Here is a 21,536-nt window from a genome sequence, read left to right as displayed (position 1 = left end):
GTGGGTGTCGTCTCGGATGCGAAGAAAGCCCTTGCGCTGGTGCGCAAGGCCGTCAAGAACCGGTCGGCGGTCATCGACGTGCGCCGCGCTCTCGCGCAGCGCCCGCCACATCCGCCGTTCCAGTACCGCGTGGCGGTCTACTTCGCCGACGGCGCCGTGAACATGTACCAGATGCGGCAGTGGTACAAGCCGCTGGCCGAGCTGTCGAAGACCTGGCCCGTCGTCGTGCTCAGCCGGGCAGCGACCGGCGCTCGCGCGATGCTGAACGAGGATGCGCCGCCGGTGGCCTTCGTGCCGACCGTACGCGACCTCGAGCGGTTCCTCGCGAAGCAGGACATCCGCGTCGTGCTCTATGTGAACCAGAACACGCGCAACTTCCAGATGTTCCGCTACGGCCGGCGCTGGCACGTGTTCATCAACCACGGCGAGTCCGACAAGATGTACATGACCACGAACCAGTACAAGGCGTACGACTACGCCTTCGTGGCAGGCGATGCCGCTCGGGAGCGGCTCTCTCGGGTGCTGTGGGACTACGACGTCGACCATCGCACGATCGCGATCGGCCGCCCCCAGGCCGATCACTATTCGGGGACCCTCCCGTACACGCCGGATGAGCGAACCGTCGTGCTCTACGCGCCGACGTGGGAGGGTGACCGGCCGTCAGCCCACTACGGTTCGGTGCGCACCCACGGTGAGGCGCTGGTCCGCGCGCTGCTCGCCACCGGCCGCCATCGCGTCGTCTACCGCCCGCACCCGCGCTCGGGTGTGGTGGACCCGGAGTACGGCGAGGCCAACCGCCGCATCATCGCCGCCATCGCCGCGGCGAATGCCGCGGACCCTCGGGCGCATCACGTCTTCGACGACGGGCCGCAGCTCGGCTGGCAGCTTTCCGCGGCGGACGTCGCCGTCGTCGACATCTCGGCGATGGTCTACGACCGGCTCGCCGCCGACAAGCCGCTGATGATCACGCGTCCCGTCGACCCCGCTGCTGCGATCGACACGCACGGCTACCTGTCGGCCTGCGAGTGGCTGGACGCCTCGGCCGCAGGCTCGATCGTCGCCGAGGCCGAGCGTCTGCTCGGCGACCCCGACGCGGTGGCACGGCTCGAGCAGTGGGTGGCCCACTACTTCGGCGACGCGTCGCCTGGAGCAGCGACCGAGCGCTTCCACGGCGCCGTCCGCCATCTCATGGACGAGTGGGACGCCTGGTACGCGCGGTCGGCAGACGACACCGACGACGACGAGCCGGATCCCGACGAGGCCGAACTCGACGACGCCGTCGAAGCCTGATCAGCCCACGGGGGCCGGGCGCTCGACCAGCCGCGCGATGGCGCGCAGTGGGATCGTGACCCAGGTCGGCCGATTGCGCGCCTCGTAGATCGCCTCGTAGACGGCCTTGTCGAGCTCGAGGGCGGCCAGCAGCGGCGCCTCGCCGCGCAGATCCTCGCCCGAGGTGAGCGCGTAGCCCTCGAGGAACGCTTCCCGCGCCGCCCGGGCCCATTCGCGCGCCGACTCCGGCGAGCGTTCCGGGTCGTCCAGCCGGATCGAGCCGGCGACGTAGTCGAACGAGCGCAGCATGCCTGCGACGTCGCGCAGGGCGAGGTCGGCGCGGGTGCGCTCGGCCATCGGGCGCAGCGGCTCGCCCTCGAAGTCGAGCAGCACCCAGCCGCGTCCGGGAACCTGAAGGACCTGGCCCAGGTGGTAGTCGCCGTGGATGCGCTGCTGATCGGGCCACGCCACGGCCGCGGCCTGGGCGTAGACCGATTCGATCGCGCCGCGGCGGTCGGCGATCTCCGGCACCTCGGCGATCGCGATGGTCAGCCGTCTCCGCCACGTCGCCGCAGCGGCATCCTGGTCTGAGGGCACCGTCTCGCGCCGCGGAAAGAGCCGGGCCAGCGACAGATGCACGTCGGCCGTCGCCGCGCCCAGCGCGCGGGCGGGGCCGCGGAAGTCCTCGCCCCGGGCGGCCGCGAGCAGCGCGACGCGCCAGGCGTCCTCGACATCGGGCAGGAACTCCTGAGCGGACGCGAGCGAACCCGTGACGTCCCCCTGCGACGTGTCGAGGTCCGGCCAGACGCCCTCCACCCACCCGATCGCGCGGGGCACGTGCGGAGAACCCGTCCGTGCGAGGGCCGAGGGAAGCTCGATGTCGGGGTTCAAGCCCGGATGCAGCTGGCGGTACACCTTGCAGATGATCGGCATCCCGTCGCCACGGTAGATCAGCGATGTGTTGGACTGCTCGCCGCTGTGCACGGTCGCGATGCGGTCCTCGTCCGGCGGCACGTCGCGGCCCGGGTGCCCGGTCGCGACCATGCGCGGCCCGACGGCACGTCCACCGCGCGTCACCAGGCGGATGAGGGCGCGTGCGTACGCGGGGTCGAACGGACCGTCGATGAACGTCGTGCCGGGCTCGGGACTCCCGATGATGTGGTCGGGGAGCGCGTCGACCGTCTCCGTCGCTCGTGAGACGACGGGGAGCTGGTACAGCACGATCGGGAGGGCGCCCTCGTCGGCGACCAGATAGGTGCGGATGCGCGCATCGGCATCTTCCGCACACACGGGTGCGAGATCCCACCACGACACGAGCCGCAGGCTGGGAGGACGTCCCTTGGCGGCGTACCAGCGCTGGCGGGGCATCCATGCCGCCAGGCACGCCAGGGTGCTGTCCATGCCATGAGCGTATGCCCGGGCGCACCGGCCTGTCGACCCGAGAATGCAAGCGTTTACATCGCGCGGTCGTCGGTGGGGGCGGGCGAACGCGGCGCGCGTCGCAGGGCACGGCCGACGACCCGCGAGATGCCGCGCGAGGCGGCGCGCTCGATGGGGAGCGCACCGGCACGGGGTTCGAGCTCGGCCGGTAGGATCGCCGGCGCGAGCCCGAACCCGCGGCGCGAGTTCACGAGGACGCGGCGGCCGAGGATGTTGTTGCCGGCGCCGCCGATCGCCGCGCCGATGCCGAACGGCAGGGCCTTGCCGATCCACGATGCCCCGCCCTTGGCGGCGAACTGGTGGATGAACGTGGTCTTCAGGCGGTCGACGAGCGGCCCCATCGCCGCGCGAGGGAGCGTCTTGGTGACCAGCTCGCCCCAGTACTTGTCCCGCGCCGGCCCGCGCCCGGCGGCCTGGCCGGCCAGCTGCGCGACGAGGTCGACGCCCTCCTTGCCGAGCATGAGGGTGAGGACCAGTGCGCGCGCACGATCCGGATCGGACACCTGCAGGCCGTGCACCTCGGCGACCGACTGGGCGAACAGCGTCGTCGCCTCGAGGAAGGCCACGGTCTCCACACCGCTCAGCGCGAGCGTGACCCCGGTCCCGATTCCGGGGACGACGGCCGTCGCACCGACCGCGGCGCCGCCGGTCGTGACGGCGGCGAGGTAGCGGCGCTCCAGGATGCGGACGATGTCCGCGGCAGAGGCGTCGGGATGCCGCAGCCGGATGCTCCGCAGATGCGCGACCACGACGGGACGCTGGATCGCCAGCACGCGATCGAGAAGTCGGATCGTGCGCGGATGCTCGTCGGAGCCCACGGGCGCGAGTCCGCCCTGCCACGGAGAGTCCGTTGGCAGCGAATGGATGCTGTGCACCTTGTCGGTCATCGCGCCGATACTAACCACACGACGCTGGACGGCTGCTCAGGGTTGACAGCGCGTGCCGCGCCAGGCAGTGAGACCGATCAGACGAACAGGTTGGCGCGCTCGAGGTCCTCGGCGAAGTCGACCTCGACCGCGTACAGGTCAGAGATGTCGAGGGGCTCGAGCAGGACGCCGTCCTCGGCGATCGCCAGTTCGAGGCCGCGCTCGAAATAGTCCTGGTCGTCGACGCGGGTGAGCTGGCGCATGAACGCCTTCTTGTCGCGGCTGGAGATGTAGTTGATGCCGACGGCCTCGCCGATGCCGCCCTTGACGGTCTTGGAGAGCTCGTTGATGAAGCCCTCGGACGTGACGGTGTACTTGACCTCTTCGTCGCTGACCTTCGAGGTGTTCACCGTGACGAAGGACTGATCGCGCTCGATGAGCTCGATGGCGCGGCCGAGGACGCGCGGGTCGAACACGACGTCGCCGTTCATCCAGAGCACCCCGCTCTTGCCGGTGGTCGTGAGGGCGCGCAGCAGGCTCTTCGACGTGTTCGTCTGGTCGTAGCGGTCGTTGTAGACGTAGTCGACGTCGGGGAAGGCCTCGACGATGGTCTCGGCGCGGTAGCCGACCACCGTGGTGATCTCGGCGTCGTCGCCGAAAGCCGCACGGATGTTGTCGTGCTGCTGCTGCATGATGCTGCGGCCGTCAGCGAGTTCGGTCAGCGGCTTGGGCAGGCTGCGCCCGAGGCGCGAGCCCATTCCGGCTGCGAGGATAACGGTCTGAAGGGTCAAAGGTCTGCTCCTGAAGTGTGCGATTCACTGTCGGTTCACCGACTTGACACCCCTTCGTGCCTCGCCCATGGTATCGATGGCACCTGAGAACGCGCATAATGCAGCCCCGCCGTTGTCGATTCGTGACATAACGCCGTTTGTCAAGACGGGCGTCGCGCCTTGCCATCGCGCGCCGGGCGCTTGATACCTTGGACCGGTGACAGTCTCCCTGCCGATGCCGAACGACATCGATCCGGACGAGCCGGAACGTCACGACAGCGCTCCGGTCGTGTCGCTCTCGGCGAGCGCCGCGAAGCAGACGACTGACGCGCGCACGGCCCCGCGGAAGCCGCCCAGCAAGAAGGGGAGCAGCGCGGGCAAGGCGACCCGTCCGGCCGCCGCGCAGCCGGTGCCCGTGAAGCGCGAGGCGATCGCGGACCCGGGTCCGCCGCCACCGCTTCCCGCGGACCTGACGCGCTCCGCGCCCGCGGAGCCCGAGCTCGTCATCCCCCCGATGCCGCCCCTGCCCCCGGTCCAGGAGACTCCGGTTCAGGAGACCCCGGTCGAGGTGACCCCGGTCGAGGAGACCCCGGTCGAGGTGACCCCGGTCGAGGTGCCCCCGGTCGAGGAGGCGCCGGTAGAGCAGCCCCCGATCGTAGTGCCCGTGCCCGACGTGCCGATCGTCCCCGCCGCAGTAGTGGAGGACCTTCCGCTTCCCGTGCTCCCGGCCACCGCCACCGCGGGTGACGTGCTCGTCCTCCGCGGCGTCGCCAAGCGGTTCGGCGACACGCACGCCGTCGACTCCATCGACCTCACCGTCCCCGCCGGGACCTTCTACGGCCTGGTCGGCCCCAACGGCGCCGGCAAGACCACGACGCTGTCGATGATCGCGGGCCTGCTCGAGCCGGACCGCGGCACGATCAGCGTCGGAGGCATCGACGCCGCCCGCCACCCCCACCAGGCGAAGCGGCTGATGGGCGTGCTGCCCGACCGGCTACGCACGTTCGACCGGCTGACGGGTCGTCAGCTCCTCTATTACTACGGCGTGCTCCGCGGGCTGAAGCCCGCCGTCGTCGAGAGCCGCACCGCAGATCTGGCGCGGGCCTTCGACCTCACCGACGCGCTCGGGCGCGTCGTGTCGGACTACTCCGCCGGCATGGCGAAGAAGGTCATGCTGGCCGGCGCGATGATCCACTCGCCGCGACTGCTGGTGCTCGACGAGCCCTTCGAGTCGGTCGACCCCGTCTCCAGCGCCGTGATCCTCGACATCCTCTCCGCGTACGTCGCCCACGGCGGCACGGTGATCCTCTCCAGTCACGGCATGGAGCTCGTCCAGCGGGTCTGCTCGCGCGTCGCCGTCATCGTGGCGGGGCAGGTGCTGGCCGAGGGGACCGTCGACGCCGTACGCGGCGAGCTCAGCCTCGAGCAGCGGTTCATCGAGCTGGCCGGCGGGCTCAGCGACGTGGAGGGTCTCGAGTGGCTGCACACGTTCTCCGACTGAGGATCGCCCTGCTCTTCGGCGGCCTGCGCGGAGACGTCAGGCACGTCGTCCGTGTGGTGTTCGGGCTGCTCGTGCTCGCCGCCGCGACGTTCACCGCCTGCTGGGCGCTGCTCACGCTGCGGGATGCCGATGCCGACGTCGTCGCAGCCGTCACGGTGCTCGGCGGCTCGGCGGTCACTCTCGGCTTCGCTCTCGCACCGCTGCTCGCGAGCGTCGACGACCCGCTGGATCCGCGCCGCTTCGCCGTGCTGGGCCTGCGCCGCGGGCCGCTGGCCGCGGTCCTGGCGCTCGTCGGCATCATCAGCGTCCCGATCCTGGTGCTGTCGGCCGTCGCCGCGTCGGCCGCCGTGGTCTGGACTGCGCACGGCGTTCCCGCGGCAGTGAGCGCGCTCGGTGCGATCCTCGGCGTGCTGACCTGCTCGATGCTGGCCCGGGTGGGCATGGCGATCGCCTCCCTCTTCCTCCGCGAGCGGCGATCACGCGAGCTGTCCGGCCTGTTCCTGCTCGCCGTCCTCGTCGTGGTCGTTCCGGTCGGCGTCTTCTTCGCCTCGCTGGAATGGCAGGGCGAGGTCCCCAGTCAGTTGCTGGAGGCCATGCAGATCCTCGCGCTGACCCCGATCGGCGCCGCGTGGGCGGCTCCCGGGCTGGTGGCCGCGGGCGACGGTCGCGCCGGGTCGGCCCTGCTGGTCGCCGTCGGCACTCTCGTGATCCTCGCGTTGCTGTGGGGGCTGCTCGTACGGCGACTGCTCACCACGACGGAGCGCCCCGCCGTGGGCCGCGACCGCGGCGGTCTGGGCTGGTTCGGCGTCGCGCCCGGCACCGCGGGTGGCGCCATCGCCGCCCGCAGTCTCATGTACTGGTTCGGCGACCCGCGGTACATCGTCAACATGCTCGTGATCCCGGTCGCCGCGGCGGTCACGGTGGTTCCGCTCCTGGTCGCGGGCGTGCCATGGGAGTTCGCCGTGCTGGTGCCGGTGCCGTTCGCAGCGCTGCTGCTCGGCTGGCTGCCGCACAACGATCTCGCCTACGACTCGACCGCCGTCTGGATGCACATCGCCAGTGGCGTGCGTGGAGGAGCGGATCGCCTCGGGCGACTGGTCCCCGTACTCCTGATCAGCCTTCCCGTGCTGGCGGTGGCGATCCCGGTCGCCATCTCCCTCCACGGCCGCTGGGCGATGCTGCCCGCCATGGTGGGCGTGTGCGCGGCGCTCTTCCTCGCTGCCTTGGGGCTGTCGTCGGTCGCGTCGGTCCTGGGTCCGTACGCCGTCTCGCGCCCGGGGGAGAGCCCGTTCCAGCAGCCGCAGCGCACCGGGCCCGGGGGAGCGATCTCGCAGAGCCTGGTGATGCTCGGCGCGGTGGTGCTGAGCGCGCCGACGCTGTGGATCGCCTGGCTCGCGCTCGAGGACATCGACAATGCCTCACTGGCCCTGTGGGTCGGTCTCGCGAGCGGCCTGATCATCCTGATCATCGGCGTCGCCGCCGGGGCGCGCGTGTTCTCGCATCGCGGCGGACAGCTGATGGAGTTCGCCGAGTCGACCTGACCCGTCCGCCCTCGGACTACACTGGCTGACCATGAGCACCCCTCTCGAAGGCCCGGACCAAGGCGGTCTGGCCACCCTCGACCGAGAGCTCGAAGAGCTCATTCGCGAAGAGAGCATCGAACCCGGCGATCACGAGCGCTTCTCGCACTACGTGAAGAAGGACAAGATCCTCGAGTCCGCCATCACCGGCAAGCCGGTGCGCGCACTGTGCGGCAAGAAGTGGACTCCCGGGCGCGATCCCGAGAAGTTCCCGGTCTGCCCGACCTGCAAAGAGATCTACGAGTCCCTCTCGGCGTAGACCGTCGGGATCGCCGGATCTGCCCGGCTGAGCGCGAGCGCGTGAAGCGGCAGCTCTGATCGGACCGCGGCGTGGTGGGCGCGTGCCGCCTGCACTCCGGCGGCGCCCTCGTGCGCGGCATCCGCTTCTCCGTCCTGCACGAGCTGCACCTGCAGTGCGCGCGCGTCCGGGTGTGCCGACGCCGGCTCGATGTCTTCGAACCCGTCCGAGACGACGATGAGCTCGCTGGAGGCGATCCCGCGCTCGAGCGTGCGGAACGCGGCTTTGCGTCCTCCCTTGGAGGCCTTGTCGGTCGAGGCCTTCGCCACGCCCACCCAGCCGCCGTCGGATCCCTGGCGTGCCACGAGCTTGTAGACCATGCCGGCGGTCGGCGTGCCGGCGCCGGTCACCACCGAGGTGCCCACTCCATACGCGTCGACGGGGGATGCCGCGAGCGCCGCGATCGCGTGCTCGTCGAGGTCGCTCGTCACGGTGATGCGCGTGCCCGTCGCGCCGAGCTCGTCGAGCTGCGCACGGACGGCCGCCGCGACCACCGGCAGGTCGCCCGAGTCCAGCCGGACACCGCCGAGCCCGGTGCCGGCGGCGCGGATCGCGGTGGCAACGCCCTCGCGCATGTCGTAGGTGTCGACGAGGAGGGTGGTGCCGGTGCCGAGCGCCTCGATCTGGGAGCGGAAGGCGTCCTCCTCGCTGTCGTGGAGCAGCGTCCACGCGTGCGCGGCGGTGCCCATCGTCGGAATGCCCCAGGTTCGTCCTGCTTCCAGGTTGGAGGTGGCCCCGAAGCCGCTGATGTACGCGGCGCGCGCCGCCGCGACGGCGGAGGACTCGCCCGCGCGGCGGGAGCCCATCTCGGACAGCGGACGGTCACCGGCGGCGATGCTCATGCGGGCGGCCGCGGTGGCGACCGCGGAATCGTGGTTGAGGACGCTCAGCGCCAGGGTCTCGAGGAGCACGGCCTCTGCGAACGTGCCCTCGATCGTAAGGATCGGAGAGCCCGGGAAGTACAGCTCACCCTCGCGATATCCCGAGATCGAGCCGGTGAACCGGTAGCCCTCGAGGTAGTCAAGGGTCGCGGCATCCACCACCCGCTCGTCCCGCAGGAAGCGCAGCTCGTCCTCGCCGAACCGGAAGTCGCGGATGAGGCTCAGCAGCCGGCCGGTGCCCGCCACCACCCCGAACCGGCGGCCGCCCGACAGGCGCCGCCCGAAGAGCTCGAACACGCAGCGGCGCTGGGCGGTGCCGTCCCGCAGCGCCGCTTCGAGCATGGTCAGCTCGTACCGGTCGGTGAGGAGGGCGGTGCTGCGCGAGGAATCCATGCGGGTCAGCCTAACCAGCCGCTGGCGTAGGCTTGGGGATCGTGAACGACGCCCCCATCGGAATCTTCGACTCGGGTGTCGGCGGGCTCACCGTGGCTCGCGCCGTCTCGGCGCAGCTGCCACGCGAGTCGGTCCTCTACATCGGCGACACGGCGCGCTCACCCTACGGACCCAAGCCCATCGCGGACGTGCGGCGCTACGCGCTCGAGATCCTCGACACGCTGGTCGACCAGGGCGTGAAGATGCTCGTGATCGCCTGCAACACCGCGTCGGCCGCGATGCTGCGCGACGCGCGGGAGCGCTACGACGTGCCCGTCGTCGAGGTGATCGGCCCCGCCGTGCGCACCGCGATGTCGACCACCCGCAACGGGCGGATCGGCGTGATCGGCACGGCAGGGACGATCGGGTCCGGCGCCTACCAGGACATGCTCGAGGTCAACGAGAACCTCACGGTGTTCGCCGAGGCCTGCCCCCGGTTCGTCGAGTTCGTCGAGGCCGGCGTCACGGACTCTCCCGAGGTGCTGGCGGTCGCCGAGGAGTACCTGGCGCCGCTGCGTCATGCGGGCGTCGACACCCTCGTGCTCGGCTGCACGCACTATCCGTTCCTCGAAGGGGCGATCAGCTACGTCATGGGCCCCGATGTCTCGCTCGTCTCGAGCGACACCGAGACGGCGAAGGACGTCTACCGTCAGCTGGTCTCGCGCGATCTGCTCGCCGGCCCGGGCGTCGTGCCCACTCATGTCTACGAGGCGACGGGGGCGTCCGCGGACGACTTCCTGAGCCTTGCGCACCGACTCATGGGCCGCGAGGTGCGCGAGGTGCAGCTCGTGCAGACCGGTGCCATCGAGCTTCCCACCCACCGTTCCTGAGGAGCACCATGACCGACCTCGTCCGCGCCGACGGCCGCGCCACCGACCAGCTGCGTCCGATCACGATCGAGCGAGGCTGGAGCAGCCATGCCGAGGGCTCTGCGCTGATCTCATTCGGCGGCACGAAAGTGCTGTGCACGGCCTCCTTCACCAACGGCGTGCCGCGCTGGCTGACCGGCAAGGGCAAGGGCTGGGTCACCGCCGAGTACGCGATGCTGCCGCGGGCCACGAACAGCCGCAACGACCGTGAGAGCGTCAAGGGCAAGGTCGGAGGTCGCACGCACGAGATCTCGCGCCTCGTGGGGCGCGCGCTGCGGGCCGTCGTGGACACCAAGGCACTCGGCGAGAACACCATCGTGATCGACTGCGACGTGCTGCAGGCCGACGGCGGCACGCGCACGGCCGCGATCACGGGCGCGTACGTCGCGCTCGCAGACGCCATCGAATGGGGCCGCACGAAGAAGTTCATCGGCCAGAAGTCGCAGGTGCTGCTCGACTCGGTGGCCGCGGTGTCGGTGGGCATCATCGACGGCGAGCCCATGCTCGACCTCGCCTACGTCGAGGACGTCCGCGCCGAGACCGACATGAACATCGTGGTCACCGGCCGCGGGCTGTTCGTGGAGGTCCAGGGAACCGCCGAGGGCGCTCCCTTCGACAAGCGCGAACTCGACGCCCTTCTCGAGCTCGGCGTCTCGGGCTGTGCCTCGCTGCGCGAGCACCAGCTCACGGCGCTCGCTCCCGCCGAGAGCGCCGTCTGATGACGCCCGCCGGACAGATCGTGCTCGCGACGCACAACCGCCACAAGGTCGAGGAGTTTCAGGCGATCGTCGCGGCGACGCGCCCCGACCTGCAGGTCATCGGCTACGACGGCCCCGAGCCGGTCGAGGACGGCGTCACGTTCGCCGAGAACGCGCTCATCAAGGCGCGGGCGGCGGCCGCGCACACCGGGCTTCCGGCGCTCGCGGATGACTCCGGGATCTGCGTCGACGTGCTCGGCGGTGCGCCGGGCGTGTTCTCCGCGTACTGGGCCGGTCACGCGAAGGATGCCGCGGCCAACCTGACGCTGCTCCTCGATCAACTGTCGGACATCCGGGATCCGAACCGCACCGCGCAGTTCGTCTCCACCATCGCGCTGGTCGTGCCGGGCGACGCCTCGAGCGAGCAGGTCGTGGAGGGACGCTGGCCGGGACGCCTCGCCGAGGCCTCGTCCGGCGCAGGCGGATTCGGGTACGACCCGATCTTCATCCCGGACGGTCAGCCGGCGGGCGAGGAGCGGACCGTCGGCGAGTGGTCCGCGGCCGAGAAGAACGCGATGTCTCATCGCGCACGGGCGTTCGGCGAACTTGCGCCCCTGCTCACCCTGATCTGAGTTCGCGGGACTGAGAATCACGATCATTCCCGACTGCGCCGGCCGCGGCTCTTGAGGCTTCGCCGGGCCTAGCCTGGACCCATGCACGATCACGCGCACGCGCCGGAGGGCGGCCTCCGGGGTGCGAGCAATCGGCGACTGCTCGCACTGTCGCTGGCGCTCACCACCGTGGTCATGGTCGTGCAGATCGTCGGGGCGGCCCTGTCGGGATCACTCGCGCTGCTGGCGGACGCGGCCCACATGTTCACGGATGCCGCCGCCCTCGTGATCGCGCTCGTGGCCACCGCTGTCGCCGCTCGGCCGGCCAACGACCGGCGCACGTTCGGCTACCAGCGCGCGGAGGTCTTCGGCGCGCTGGTCAACGCCGTGATCCTCATCGCACTGTCGGTCTGGGTCGCGTTCGAGGGCGTGCAGCGACTGCTCGATCCGGCCGAGGTCGAGGTCGCGGGCGGCCTCATGCTCGTGGTGGCGGTCATCGGCCTCATCGCGAACGCCGTGGCCATGTGGCTGCTCAGCTCTGCGCAGCGGCGCAGCATCAACGTGCGCGGCGCCTATCTCGAGGTGCTCGGCGACCTCCTCGGCTCGGCGATGGTCATCATCGCCGCGATCGTCATCGTGGTGACGGGGTGGGTGCAGGCCGACGCCATCGCGTCCCTCCTGATCGCGGTGATGATCGTGCCGCGCGCGATCGGCCTGCTGCGCGAGGTGTTCTCGGTGCTCGCGGAGTCGGCGCCGAAGGGCACGCAGGTGCGCGACATCCGCGACCACATCCTCTCCACGCCGGGGGTGGTCGACGCCCACGACGTGCACGTGTGGCAGCTCACACGCGGAGCTCCGGTGTTCAGCGCCCACGTCGTCGTCGACGACGACGCCATGCGAGATGGACGCGCCGCCGGCATCCTGAGCCAGCTGCAGTCGTGCCTCTCCGAGCACTTCGACGTGGAGCACTCGACGTTCCAGCTCGAGCCGGCCGGGCACGTCGAGCACGACGCCCACGCGTGACGCTCAGTCCTCGCGGCGGACGTCGGCGGGATTCTTGTCGGGCCGGAGCCCTCGCCAGCGCGGGTGGCGGAGGATGCCTCCGGGAGTGAACTCGCCGTACTCGACCTCGCAGACGAGCTCCGGCCGCACCCACAGCGCGTCGCGCGCATCGGCGGACGGGACGCCGACCAGCGGGTTCTCGTCCGTGCGGAGCGGCGTGAGCGTGCGCAGGAGCGTCTTGAGGGTGGAGTCACTGAAGCCCGTGCCGACGCGTCCGGCGTACTGCAGGCCGTCCGGGCCCGGGATTCCCAGCAGCAGCGAGCCGAATGTGCCGCTGCGTCCGCCCTTGCCCGGACGGATGCCGGCGATCACGACCTCCTGCGTGCTGGTGTGCTTGACCTTCAGCGACGACTCCGAGCGATGGCCCCGTCTGTAGGTCGAGTTCGGGTCCTTGACCACGATCCCCTCGAGACGGAGAGTCCCGCTCGCTTCGAGGGCGTCGTCGACGTCGTCGAACACGGGCGGCACGGAGATCGGTGCGATCGCGCCCGCAGCGCGCTGCTCCAGGATGCCGCGCCGCTCGTGCAGGGGAAGTCCGGTGACGTCGCGGCCGCCGTCGACGAGGATGTCGAACAGGTAGTACCGCACCGGGGTGCGCCGCGCCTCGCGGGCGATGTCGCCGGCCCGCTCGAGGTTCATGCGGGTCTGCAGAAGCGGGAAGCTCGGCCGGCCGTCGGGCTCGAGGGCGACGAGTTCGCCGTCGATGACCGCCGGGGCCGGGCCGAGCCCGGCATCGAGGTCGGTCAGCTCCGGGTAGCGGTGGGTCAGCTCGTTGCCGCTGCGGGCGTACAGGCGCAGCCGGGAGCCGTCCCAGACGCCGACGGCGCGGATGCCGTCCCACTTGCCTTCGACCCATGCTTCTGGACCCCATCGAGCCGCCGCCTGCTTCGCGATCGAGGGTGTCGCGATCGTCGACAGCATGGGGCGAAGATCCTCAGGGCTGGGCGGCCACGCGGCGGACGGCGCGGACGCACGAGGCAGGGGCTCCCGCTCGTCCGCCTGCAGGCTGGCCTCGACGGGGATGCCGTCCGGCTGCGGCCGGCCCGCGGCATCCGTCTTCATGCGGTGCAGCAGCCAGCTCGACTTCTCGCCCTCGCCTTCGGTGCGGATGAGCGCGAGGCGCACGCGGCCGAGCGGGCCGCCGGGCCTGCCCTCGAGGGTCGCGATGACCTCGTCGTCGCGCCACTTCTCCAACTCGTAGCGGCCGTCGTCCCAGATCGTGACCGAGCCGCCGCCGTACTCGCCCGCGGGGATCACTCCCTCGAAGGTCGCGTAGTCCATCGGGTGGTCCTCGGTCATGATCGCGAGGTTGTTGCGCTTGTAGCTGTGCGGCACGCCGCGCGGGACGGCCCAGCTGACCAGCACGCCGTCGTGCTCGAGCCGGAAGTCCCAGTGCAGAGCGGTGGCGTGGTGCTCCTGGATCACGAAGATCGGCTTCTCGCCGTGCGGGGTGGCGCCGAGCGGGTTCTCGGGCACCGGTTCGGGCGTGCGCGAAGCGCTCCGCTTGGAGATGTACGCCGACAGCGGCCCGGCCTCCGCCTCGCGCCCGCCGGCGTGGAACCCGAGCGGTGCCATCGGGTCCCCGAGGGAATCCATGCGCTCGAGGACTTCGTCGAAGAGGAGGTGCCGGAGGCCGGGGTCGTCGAGCTCGTCCCAGGTGCGGGGCGCCGCGACCGTCGGATGGTGACGCCCCCGCAGGGAGTAGGGCGCGATCGTCGTCTTGGCGCCGTTGTTCTGGCTCCAGTCGATGAGCACCTTGCCGTGGCGCTCGGCCTTCTTCATCGAGCTCACGACGAGGTCGGGGTGATCCGCCTCGATCGCGCGGGCGAGCTCTTTGGCGATCATCGACGCCTGTTCGGTGGTCTGTCCCGGCGGCAGCGCCGTATAGAGGTGGATGCCCTTGCTGCCGCTCGTGACCGGATAGGGCTCGAGCCCCATGTCGGTGAGGATGGTGCGCGCCCAGGAGGCGACGACCGCGCACTCCGGCATGCCGGCGCCGGGTCCGGGGTCGAGGTCCAAGACGAGACGGTCCGCGTAGCCGCGGTCACCGTCGGGCGTGAAGCGCCACTGCGGCACGTGCAGTTCGAGGCTCGCCGCCTGCGCGAGGTAGACGAGGGTCGGGATGTCGCCGATCAGCGGGTAGTGCTTGGTGCCGGTGGAATGGGGGATCGGCATCCGTCTCACCCAGGAGGGCGCGCCCGGCTCGAGGTCCTTCGCGAAGAAGACCATGCCCGGGTCGTCCTCCGTGCCGACGCCCTCCGGCCACCGCTTCCGTGTGACGGGCCGCCCGATGACATGAGGGATCAGCAGCGGCGCTATGCGCGTGTAGTACTCGATCACCTCGCCCTTGGTGGTCCCCGTCTCGGGATAGAGGACCTTGTCGAGATTGGTCACGCGCAGGCGCCGGCCGCCGATGCTCACCATCTGTTCCGCGCGCGGCATGGACTCAGGGTAGCCGCGACCGGTGTGACAGGTGTGTACTGGTGTGATGAGGGCGATCTGGAAAGGCGCACTGACCTTCGGTCTGGTCAACGTGCCGGTGAAGGTGTATTCGGCGACCGAGGATCACGACGTCTCGCTGCACCAGGTGCACAACAAGGACGGCGGGCGCATCCGCTATCAGCGGGTCTGCGAGATCGACGGCGAGGTCGTGCCGTTCTCCGACATCGACAAGGCCTACGACGACGGCGACAAGACGGTCGTCCTCACGAAGGAGGACCTCGCGTCGCTACCGGCCGAGAAGAGCCGCGAGATCGACGTCGTCGAGTTCGTGCCCAGCGAGCAGGTCGACCTGCTGACCCTCGACAAGGCGTACTACCTCGAGCCCGACTCCGCGTCGCCGAAGGCCTATGTGCTGCTGCGCAAGACGCTCGAGCAGACCGATCGCACCGCCATCGTGCGCTTCTCGCTGCGCCAGAAGACGCGGCTGGCCGCCCTTCGCGTGCGCGGCGACGTGCTGGTGCTGCAGACGCTCCTCTGGGCCGACGAGGTGCGCGAGGCCGCGTTCCCGGCGCTTGATGAGACGGTGCGGATCTCGGCGAAGGAGCTGGAGCTGTCGGCATCCCTCGTCGAGAGCTTCGCGAGCGACTTCGATCCGTCCGAGTTCGCCGACGAGTACCAGGACGAGCTGCGCATCCTGATCGAGGCGAAGCTCGAGAAGGGCGACGCGCTCGACACTTCCGAGACCTTCGGCGACCACGAGGAAGAGGACACCGGCGGAGAGGTCATCGACCTCATGGAGGCGCTGCGCGCCAGCGTCGAGAAGTCGCGTGCGGCGCGCTCGGGCGGCGGGTCCAAGACGTCGTCGAAGACGGATGCCGCGGCCAAGGCGCCCGCGAAGAAGCCGGCCGCCAAGAAGGCGGCGCCGAAGTCCGAGAAGCCCGCAGCCAAGAAGAAGACCGCGAAGGCGTCCTAAACCCTGGCCCGCTAGGGCTTGGGGGCGGTGTCGTCGTGGTGGCCGTCGTGGTGCTCGGGGCCGCGCTCGAACACCTCGGCGTCGAGGACGAGCGCCTCGGCCTCCTGGTGGTCGGTGACGACGTCCTCGCCGGCTGCGGCGGCCTTCTTGGCCTTGCGGCGCTCGGAGAGGTAGTGCCACAGCGTGACGATCGCGGTGCCGCCGACGGCGATCAGCAGGATGACGTCGATGTACTCGGTGACGAGGTCGCGCACCCAGGGGATGAAGCCGATCGCATAGCCGAGCATCGTGAGACCGAAGCCCCAAAGGACGGCGCCGATGAGGTTGTAGAGCGTGTACTTGCCCTTGTGCATGTGGCCGACGCCCGCCGCAACCGGGGCGAACGTGCGCACGATCGGGACGAAGCGGGCCAGGATGATCGTCAGTCCGCCGAAGCGCTCGAAGAACGCGTTGGTGCGCTCGACGTTCTTGACGCTGAAGACCCCGCTCTCCTTGCGTTCGAAGACGGCCGGGCCCGCCTTATGGCCGATGTAGTACCCGACCTCGCCGCCGATGAACGCCGAGAGTCCGATCAGCAGCGCCACCCACCACACGCTGAGGCCGAAGACGCCGTTCGGCGCGGCCGGCGTCGAGTGCGAGAGCAGTCCGGCGATGACGAGCAGCGTGTCACCGGGCAGCAGGAACCCGACGAGCAGGCCGGTCTCGGCGAAGACGATGAAGCACACCACGACGAGCGCCCAGGGGCCGGCCCATTCGATGATCGCGGCAGGGTCGAGCCAGGGGATGAGGGCGATCGGCTGCAAGATTCGTTCCCGTCGGTCTTAGGGGTCGGCGGAGGTGCGTCGCGTCTGCGACTACGTGCGGAAGGTGGGACTTGAACCCACACGCCCGGAGGCACAGGAACCTAAATCCTGCGTGTCTGCCAATTCCACCACTCCCGCGAGTGGGTTCAGTCTACTGAGCGAGGTGAACGGCGGCTGTGGGGCTGGCCCCCGGGTCGAGTGGTGCGTCAGCGCCTGATGCCGAACAGGAAGTAGCTCGCCGGGCCGATCCAGTTGACGAGGATGGCCGGGATCCAGGCGGGCTTCGGTCCGCGCACCTGCGTGGCGGGACGGTGCGCCAGATCCCAGAAGGCGAGGAACGCGAACGCGACCTGAACCAGGCCGACCACCCCGAATGCCGCTTGAGTGCCGGGGGAGAGCTGCTTCTTCTCGTGCGTCATGGACCGCTCCTTCTGCTCGGCATCCATCCTGCCCCTCCGGACCTCTCGGCGCACCTGTGGATAACTTCCGGATGCCGCTTGCCGGGCTTGCGAGGATTGGGCGGTGCCCTCGTCCCTCGCACCCGCTCCCGCGACGCTCGTCGCGGAGCGCGTCCGCGAACGACTGCGCGCGGAGCACGCAGACCCCGCCCGCGACCCCGAGTTCGCGGCGCAGGTCGCCCGCGCCGAGGTGCGCCGTCACAACGACTACGCGCTGGCACGAGGTCTGGCGCCGGTCGACGACGAGTCGGCGTGTGTACGCGAGGTACTGGCCGCGGTCTCGGGGTACGGGCCGCTGCAGGCCTACCTCGACGACCCGACGGTCGAGGAGCTGTGGATCAACGCTCCCGACCGGATCTTCGTCGCGCGCGGCGGAGTCCCGGAGCGGCTGCCGCTGAGCCTGACCGACTCCGCCGTGCGGGATCTGGTCGAGCGGATGCTGCATTCCACGGGTCGCCGGGTCGACCTGAGCCAGCCGTTCGCGGACGCCTCCCTGCCGGACGGTTCGCGGCTTCACGTGGTGATCCCCGACATCACGCGACGGCACTGGGCCGTGAACATCCGCAAGTTCCTTCCCGCATTCCGTGACCTCGACCGGCTCGTGGCGGCGGGCTCGATCACGGCGGACGGCGCGGAGTACCTGCGGGGCGCGATGGCGCGGGGGGCGTCGGTGCTCGTGTCCGGGGCCACTCACGCGGGCAAGACGACGCTCCTGGGCGCGCTCATCGCCGCCTGCCCGCCCGACCACCGCATCGTGACCGTGGAGGAGACCTTCGAGCTCGCCGTCGCCGCTCCCGACCTCGTGGCGCTCCAGGGCCGCCAGCCGAGCCTGGAGGGCACCGGCGAAGTCACGCTGCGCCGGCTCGTCAAGGAGGCCCTGCGCATGCGGCCGGATCGCCTCGTCGTGGGCGAGGTGCGCGACGCCGAGGCGCTCGATCTTCTGCTCGCTCTCAACACGGGCGTTCCCGGCGCGGCGACGATCCATGCCAATTCGGCGCGCGAAGCGCTCGGCAAGCTCTCCGCTCTGCCGTTGCTGGCCGGTCGCAACATCGACGCCGCCTTCGTGCTGCCGGCGGTCGCGGCATCCGTCGATCTTGTCGTCCACTGCGAACGCGACGCGTCGGGAGTGCGCCGCGTCGCCGAGATCGTGGCGCCGACGGGAGTCGACGGGTCGGCCATCACCGCGCGCACCGTGTACGGACTGAGCGCGGCATGACCTTCGTGTGGGGCGCGGCGCTCGCGGCGGGGATCCTGCTGACGCTGTCGCCGTGGCTGTGGCCGCGCGGGACGGGCAAGCCCGTCGTCGCCGCGCCGGGTCGACTCTCCCGGCTTCTCGAGGATGCCGGCCTGGCCCGTGTCTCGCCGGCGTCCGTCATCGTCGTGGCCAGCGCGCTCGCCGTGGTCGCCGCCGCCCTGGCCTGGCTGATCGCGCAGGTCGCGGCCCTCGCCGTGGTCGCCGGCATCGCAGGCGCAATCGCGCCCTTCGCGTGGCTGCGGGCCCGCCGTTCGCGCCTGCTGCGCACCCGCCGCGCCCTATGGCCCGACGTCTGCGACCTGCTCATCGCCTCGGTGCGCGCCGGGATGTCGCTGCCCGATGCGGTCGCCAGCCTCGCCGAGTCGGCTCCGCTGCCGCTGCGACCGGCGTTCGCGGCCTTCGGCCGTGACGTCTCGGCATCCGGGCACTTCGACTCCAGTGCCGCGCGATTGAAGATCGCTCTCGCGGATCCCGTGGCCGACCGGATCATCGAGACCCTGCGCATGGCGCGGCAGGTCGGCGGCACCGAACTGACCCCAGTGCTGCGAGCACTCGCCTCCTCGGTGCGGGCCGACACGTCCCTCCGATCCGAGGTCGAGTCGCGGCAGTCCTGGATCCGGGGCGCGGCCGTGCTCGGGGTCGCGGCGCCCTGGGTGATCCTGGCCCTCCTCGCGATGCGGCCCGAGGGAGCGGAGGCCTACGGCAGCCCCGAGGGGGTGGCGCTGATCCTCGCGGGAGCGGCGGTGTCGTTCGTGGCGTTCCGCATCATGATCTCGCTCGGCCGCCTTCCCGAGCCGCGCAGGTGGTTCGGATGATGGTGGCCGGCGTGGACGATCTCGCCTTCGCGGTGGTGCTCGGCACCGCCTTCGGGCTCGGCGTCTGCCTGCTCGTCTCGCTCGCGCCGCGCTGGGGTGCGCCGAGCCTGGCGCGGCGCATCGCCCCGTACATCCGCGACGTGACTGATCCGCGCGGCGTCGGACTGGGCTCCCCAGGCCTGCCCGCCCGCGACCTCGGACGTCTCTGGGCCGGGGCGCAGCTCCGGTTCTCGCAGGTGATCGGTGGCGACGACTCGGTGGTGCGCCGGCTGCGTCAGGCCGGCAGGACGACGGATGCCGCAGCCTTCCGGGCACGTCAGCTGGGGTGGGCGGTCGTCGGCCTCGCGCTCGGCGGCGCCGTCGTCGTCGCCCTCGTGCTCTTCGGTCGGGCGTCCGCCTCGCTCGTCCTCGTCCCGCCCGTCATGGCCGTGGGCGCGGCACTCGCGTGCGATATGGCCCTGTCCCGTGCCGCGCGCGCACGGGTGGCACGCATCGAGGAGGAGCTCCCCACCGTGCTGGAGTTCGTCGCGCTGTGTCTCTCGGCGGGGGAGGGCATCCTCGATTCGCTCCGGCGCGTCAGCGACGTCGGCGCGGGCGAGCTGACCGGCGAGCTGCGTAGTGTGGTCGTCGCCGTCGGCACCGGAAGCTCACTGCCCGAGTCCCTGACCGCGCTGTCGGACAGGCTCCAGATCCCCGCGCTCACGCGCTCGGTCGACCAGCTCGTCGCCGCGATCGACCGCGGTGCCCCGCTCGCACAGGTGCTGCACTCGCAGGCGCTGGATGCCCGCGAGGACGCCAAGCGCAGCCTCATCGAGCAGGCCGGCCGCAAAGAGATCTACATGCTCGTCCCCCTCGTGTTCCTGATCCTGCCGCTGAGCGTGCTGTTCGCGGTGTTCCCCGGGATCTTCCTGCTTCGACTCGGCATCGGCTGACATTCCCAAGGAGAGATCATGCGAAACCTCATCGATCGGACCGTTGCGCGACTGCGCGGCGCGACACGCGACCTCATCGAGGACGAGCGCGGCGACGTTCCCGGCTGGGTGCTGATCACCTTGATGACCGCCGGCTTGGTCGTGGTGATCTGGGCGCTCGCGGGTCCGGCACTGGCGAGCCTGTTCGAACAGGCGATCTCCCGGGTCTCCGGCCTCTAGGCGATGGGCCTGCGCGCCCGGCTCGCCGCCGTCGTCGAGGACGACACCGGTTCCAGCCCGGTCGAATTCGTCATGGTCGGTGCGCTGCTCACCGTGTTGACCCTCGCGGTGCTGCAGCTCGGACTCGCCATCTACGTGCGCAACCTGGTCCACGACGCCGCTGTCGAAGGCGCCTATCACGCCGCGCTGGCGGACACCTCGCTCGATGAGGGGGCGCAGCGCACGCACGACATCGTGTCGCGCACGGTGGGATCGGAGTATGCCGCCGACATCACGGTCCGCGAGAGCACTTCGCCGGGGCATCCGATCGTCGAGGTCACGGTGAGGACCGTGCTGCCACTCGTGGGACTGCTCGGGGCCCCGCGAACACTGGAGGTGACGGCCCATGCGCCCGTCGAATCCTTCGACTGACGCGCCCGGTCCGGTGGACGACGATCCCGAGCGGGGATCGGCGGCGCTGGAGTTCATCGTCGTCGGGCTGCTCATGCTCGTGCCCCTGATCTACCTGGTCGTGACCCTGGGACTCATTCAGGGGCAGTCGCTCGGCGCCGAGGCCGGCGCCCGGCACATCGCGCGCGCGGTCGCCACCGCGGTTGATGAAGCGGACGCCGAGGAACGCGCCGATCTGGTCCTCGACTCCGTCGTGCGGGAGTACGGACTCGATCCCGACGCCGTCGGCCTGGTGCTGGAGTGTCGGCCAGCCGGCGCGACGTGCCCCTCGGCGGGTGCCACGCTCGTCGTCACCCTGCGGACGGCGATCGCGCTGCCGCTCGTCCCGCCGGTCCTCGGTCTGGATCGGCTGGCCTCCGTTCCGGTGGAAGCCTCGGCCGCGCAGAAGGTCTCTCGATTCTGGGGGTCTGAATGAGACGGCGACCGATCAGGGATGCCGGTCGTGGCCCGGGCGACCCGGACGACGAGGGCAGCGTCCTCATCCTGACCCTCGGCTACGCCGTTCTCGCCCTCGTGACGGTGTTCGTGTGCGTCGACGCCGCGAGCCTGTATCTCGCCCAGAAGAAGCTCGATTCGCTCGCGGATGCCGCGGCCCTCGCCGCTGCCGACGGCTTCGTGTTGAGCGTGGTCGGTGACGAGCCCGTCGCCACGCTGACCGACGCGGCTGTGCTCGAACAGGCAGCGGAGATGGTCGGCGAGGTCGGCGGGGGAGCTGTGCTCGTCTCCGCGGCCACGCCGGACGGAGTCTCGGCTCGCGTCACCGTCGCGGACGTCTGGCGCCCGCCCGTGCTGACGCTGTTCGTGCCCGACGGAGTGGCGCTCGAGGCCACCGCGACGAGCCGGACCGCGCTGCGCTGAACCCGGAGGCCGCCCACGGCGAAAGCCCCACCCGCTGGAGCGGATGGGGCCTTC

The 21,536-nt window shown here is 70.7% G+C and carries 23 protein-coding genes and 1 tRNA gene; 16 read left to right on the top strand and 8 right to left on the bottom strand.

The window, feature by feature from the left end:
* A complete protein-coding gene (locus ASD56_RS11525; protein ID WP_055965709.1) occupies positions 1–1,290 on the top strand; it encodes a CDP-glycerol glycerophosphotransferase family protein in 1,290 nt (429 codons plus the stop codon).
* Here ASD56_RS11525 and ASD56_RS11520 read toward each other — a convergent pair whose 3' ends face one another.
* The 3 genes from ASD56_RS11520 to ASD56_RS11510 form a co-directional block, all read right to left on the bottom strand.
* Positions 1,291–2,670 carry a maltokinase N-terminal cap-like domain-containing protein gene (locus ASD56_RS11520; protein WP_055965707.1) on the bottom strand — a complete coding sequence of 460 codons (1,380 nt, stop codon included), beginning with the start codon at positions 2,668–2,670 and terminating at the stop codon, positions 1,291–1,293. It lies immediately after the preceding gene.
* Positions 2,671–2,723: 53 nt separating this feature from the next.
* The gene (locus tag ASD56_RS11515; RefSeq protein ID WP_235565667.1) at positions 2,724–3,596 is read right to left on the bottom strand and encodes a hypothetical protein; all 873 of its coding nucleotides are present in this window, start codon (positions 3,594–3,596) and stop codon (positions 2,724–2,726) included.
* A 77-nt stretch (positions 3,597–3,673) separates the two neighbouring features.
* Entirely contained in the window at positions 3,674–4,366 is a 693-nt protein-coding gene (locus ASD56_RS11510) for a phosphocholine cytidylyltransferase family protein (RefSeq protein ID WP_055965706.1), read from the bottom strand.
* Positions 4,367–4,562: 196 nt separating this feature from the next.
* Here ASD56_RS11510 and ASD56_RS16500 point away from each other — a divergent pair, with 196 nt between their 5' ends.
* From ASD56_RS16500 to ASD56_RS11495, 3 genes are read left to right on the top strand one after another with little or no spacing between them, the layout of a single operon-like run.
* Complete coding sequence (locus ASD56_RS16500; protein WP_235565665.1) at positions 4,563–5,846, top strand: ABC transporter ATP-binding protein; 1,284 nt, start codon at positions 4,563–4,565, stop codon at positions 5,844–5,846.
* The gene (locus ASD56_RS11500) at positions 5,822–7,387 is read left to right on the top strand and encodes a hypothetical protein (RefSeq protein WP_055965702.1); all 1,566 of its coding nucleotides are present in this window, start codon (positions 5,822–5,824) and stop codon (positions 7,385–7,387) included. Before ASD56_RS16500 ends, ASD56_RS11500 begins: the two co-directional genes overlap by 25 nt.
* 31 nt (positions 7,388–7,418) lie before the next feature.
* Positions 7,419–7,685, top strand: a complete 267-nt coding sequence (locus tag ASD56_RS11495; RefSeq protein WP_055965700.1) for a DUF3039 domain-containing protein — start codon at positions 7,419–7,421, stop codon at positions 7,683–7,685.
* On the opposite strand, the gene ASD56_RS11490 is transcribed toward ASD56_RS11495, so the two are convergent.
* Positions 7,664–8,998, bottom strand: coding sequence for a nicotinate phosphoribosyltransferase (locus tag ASD56_RS11490; protein ID WP_055965698.1), 1,335 nt, complete (start codon positions 8,996–8,998; stop codon positions 7,664–7,666). The genes ASD56_RS11495 and ASD56_RS11490 overlap by 22 nt on opposite strands.
* A gap of 41 nt (positions 8,999–9,039) precedes the next feature.
* Here ASD56_RS11490 and murI point away from each other — a divergent pair, with 41 nt between their 5' ends.
* The 4 genes from murI to ASD56_RS11470 all read left to right on the top strand — a co-directional run bounded on the left by murI (position 9,040) and on the right by ASD56_RS11470 (position 12,238).
* On the top strand, positions 9,040–9,867 hold the full coding sequence (gene murI / locus ASD56_RS11485) for a glutamate racemase (protein ID WP_055965696.1): 828 nt from the start codon (positions 9,040–9,042) through the stop codon (positions 9,865–9,867).
* Between the two features lie 8 nt (positions 9,868–9,875).
* Positions 9,876–10,625, top strand: coding sequence for a ribonuclease PH (gene rph / locus ASD56_RS11480; RefSeq protein WP_055965694.1), 750 nt, complete (start codon positions 9,876–9,878; stop codon positions 10,623–10,625).
* Positions 10,625–11,236, top strand: coding sequence for an RdgB/HAM1 family non-canonical purine NTP pyrophosphatase (rdgB, locus tag ASD56_RS11475; protein ID WP_055965692.1), 612 nt, complete (start codon positions 10,625–10,627; stop codon positions 11,234–11,236). Before rph ends, rdgB begins: the two co-directional genes overlap by 1 nt.
* An 81-nt stretch (positions 11,237–11,317) precedes the next feature.
* Positions 11,318–12,238, top strand: coding sequence for a cation diffusion facilitator family transporter (locus ASD56_RS11470; protein WP_055965690.1), 921 nt, complete (start codon positions 11,318–11,320; stop codon positions 12,236–12,238).
* A 3-nt stretch (positions 12,239–12,241) separates the two neighbouring features.
* Here ASD56_RS11470 and ASD56_RS11465 read toward each other — a convergent pair whose 3' ends face one another.
* A complete protein-coding gene (locus tag ASD56_RS11465) occupies positions 12,242–14,719 on the bottom strand; it encodes an ATP-dependent DNA ligase (RefSeq protein ID WP_055965688.1) in 2,478 nt (825 codons plus the stop codon).
* A 46-nt stretch (positions 14,720–14,765) separates the two neighbouring features.
* Between ASD56_RS11465 and ku the strand changes: the two genes are divergently transcribed.
* Positions 14,766–15,692 carry a non-homologous end joining protein Ku gene (gene ku, locus ASD56_RS11460; RefSeq protein ID WP_055965686.1) on the top strand — a complete coding sequence of 309 codons (927 nt, stop codon included), beginning with the start codon at positions 14,766–14,768 and terminating at the stop codon, positions 15,690–15,692.
* Positions 15,693–15,703: 11 nt separating this feature from the next.
* Here ku and ASD56_RS11455 read toward each other — a convergent pair whose 3' ends face one another.
* The 3 genes from ASD56_RS11455 to ASD56_RS11445 all read right to left on the bottom strand — a co-directional run bounded on the left by ASD56_RS11455 (position 15,704) and on the right by ASD56_RS11445 (position 16,914).
* A complete protein-coding gene (locus ASD56_RS11455; RefSeq protein ID WP_055965684.1) occupies positions 15,704–16,495 on the bottom strand; it encodes a DedA family protein in 792 nt (263 codons plus the stop codon).
* A 56-nt stretch (positions 16,496–16,551) separates the two neighbouring features.
* Positions 16,552–16,633: transfer RNA gene (locus ASD56_RS11450), tRNA-Leu, on the bottom strand.
* A gap of 68 nt (positions 16,634–16,701) precedes the next feature.
* Entirely contained in the window at positions 16,702–16,914 is a 213-nt protein-coding gene (locus ASD56_RS11445; RefSeq protein WP_055965947.1) for a PLDc N-terminal domain-containing protein, read from the bottom strand.
* A gap of 103 nt (positions 16,915–17,017) precedes the next feature.
* Here ASD56_RS11445 and ASD56_RS11440 point away from each other — a divergent pair, with 103 nt between their 5' ends.
* From ASD56_RS11440 to ASD56_RS11410, 7 genes are read left to right on the top strand one after another with little or no spacing between them, the layout of a single operon-like run.
* Complete coding sequence (locus ASD56_RS11440; RefSeq protein ID WP_055965682.1) at positions 17,018–18,169, top strand: CpaF family protein; 1,152 nt, start codon at positions 17,018–17,020, stop codon at positions 18,167–18,169.
* Positions 18,166–19,023, top strand: a complete 858-nt coding sequence (locus ASD56_RS11435) for a type II secretion system F family protein (protein WP_055965680.1) — start codon at positions 18,166–18,168, stop codon at positions 19,021–19,023. Before ASD56_RS11440 ends, ASD56_RS11435 begins: the two co-directional genes overlap by 4 nt.
* A complete protein-coding gene (locus ASD56_RS11430; RefSeq protein ID WP_235565664.1) occupies positions 19,020–19,955 on the top strand; it encodes a type II secretion system F family protein in 936 nt (311 codons plus the stop codon). The genes ASD56_RS11435 and ASD56_RS11430 overlap by 4 nt, the downstream gene beginning before the upstream one ends.
* A gap of 18 nt (positions 19,956–19,973) precedes the next feature.
* The gene (locus tag ASD56_RS11425) at positions 19,974–20,174 is read left to right on the top strand and encodes a hypothetical protein (protein ID WP_082541421.1); all 201 of its coding nucleotides are present in this window, start codon (positions 19,974–19,976) and stop codon (positions 20,172–20,174) included.
* Between the two features lie 3 nt (positions 20,175–20,177).
* On the top strand, positions 20,178–20,585 hold the full coding sequence (locus tag ASD56_RS11420) for a TadE/TadG family type IV pilus assembly protein (protein ID WP_055965678.1): 408 nt from the start codon (positions 20,178–20,180) through the stop codon (positions 20,583–20,585).
* Between the two features lie 13 nt (positions 20,586–20,598).
* The gene (locus ASD56_RS11415; protein ID WP_235565662.1) at positions 20,599–21,039 is read left to right on the top strand and encodes a TadE/TadG family type IV pilus assembly protein; all 441 of its coding nucleotides are present in this window, start codon (positions 20,599–20,601) and stop codon (positions 21,037–21,039) included.
* On the top strand, positions 21,036–21,482 hold the full coding sequence (locus tag ASD56_RS11410; RefSeq protein WP_055965674.1) for a pilus assembly protein TadG-related protein: 447 nt from the start codon (positions 21,036–21,038) through the stop codon (positions 21,480–21,482). Before ASD56_RS11415 ends, ASD56_RS11410 begins: the two co-directional genes overlap by 4 nt.
* Positions 21,483–21,536 lie beyond the last annotated feature (54 nt).

This window comes from Microbacterium sp. Root166 (genome assembly GCF_001427145.1).
Lineage (GTDB): Bacteria > Actinomycetota > Actinomycetes > Actinomycetales > Microbacteriaceae > Microbacterium.
The sequence above is the reverse complement of the archived record's forward strand: the minus strand, read 5'-3'. Positions and strand labels throughout refer to the sequence as shown.

Bases quoted from the DNA above. Each gene is read 5' to 3' on its own strand.
- ASD56_RS11495 (WP_055965700.1), top strand. From the start codon at position 7,419: ATGAGCACCCCTCTCGAAGGCCCGGACCAAGGCGGTCTGGCCACCCTC.
- rph (WP_055965694.1), top strand. From the start codon at position 9,876: ATGACCGACCTCGTCCGCGCCGACGGCCGCGCCACCGACCAGCTGCGT.
- ASD56_RS11515 (WP_235565667.1), bottom strand. From the start codon at position 3,596: ATGACCGACAAGGTGCACAGCATCCATTCGCTGCCAACGGACTCTCCG.
- ASD56_RS11490 (WP_055965698.1), bottom strand. From the start codon at position 8,998: ATGGATTCCTCGCGCAGCACCGCCCTCCTCACCGACCGGTACGAGCTG.
- ASD56_RS11445 (WP_055965947.1), bottom strand. From the start codon at position 16,914: ATGACGCACGAGAAGAAGCAGCTCTCCCCCGGCACTCAAGCGGCATTC.
- ASD56_RS11435 (WP_055965680.1), top strand. From the start codon at position 18,166: ATGACCTTCGTGTGGGGCGCGGCGCTCGCGGCGGGGATCCTGCTGACG.
- ku (WP_055965686.1), top strand. From the start codon at position 14,766: ATGAGGGCGATCTGGAAAGGCGCACTGACCTTCGGTCTGGTCAACGTG.
- ASD56_RS11425 (WP_082541421.1), top strand. From the start codon at position 19,974: ATGCGAAACCTCATCGATCGGACCGTTGCGCGACTGCGCGGCGCGACA.
- ASD56_RS11520 (WP_055965707.1), bottom strand. From the start codon at position 2,670: ATGGACAGCACCCTGGCGTGCCTGGCGGCATGGATGCCCCGCCAGCGC.
- ASD56_RS11465 (WP_055965688.1), bottom strand. From the start codon at position 14,719: ATGCCGCGCGCGGAACAGATGGTGAGCATCGGCGGCCGGCGCCTGCGC.
- ASD56_RS11420 (WP_055965678.1), top strand. From the start codon at position 20,178: ATGGGCCTGCGCGCCCGGCTCGCCGCCGTCGTCGAGGACGACACCGGT.
- ASD56_RS11470 (WP_055965690.1), top strand. From the start codon at position 11,318: ATGCACGATCACGCGCACGCGCCGGAGGGCGGCCTCCGGGGTGCGAGC.
- rdgB (WP_055965692.1), top strand. From the start codon at position 10,625: ATGACGCCCGCCGGACAGATCGTGCTCGCGACGCACAACCGCCACAAG.
- ASD56_RS11410 (WP_055965674.1), top strand. From the start codon at position 21,036: ATGAGACGGCGACCGATCAGGGATGCCGGTCGTGGCCCGGGCGACCCG.
- ASD56_RS11430 (WP_235565664.1), top strand. From the start codon at position 19,020: ATGATGGTGGCCGGCGTGGACGATCTCGCCTTCGCGGTGGTGCTCGGC.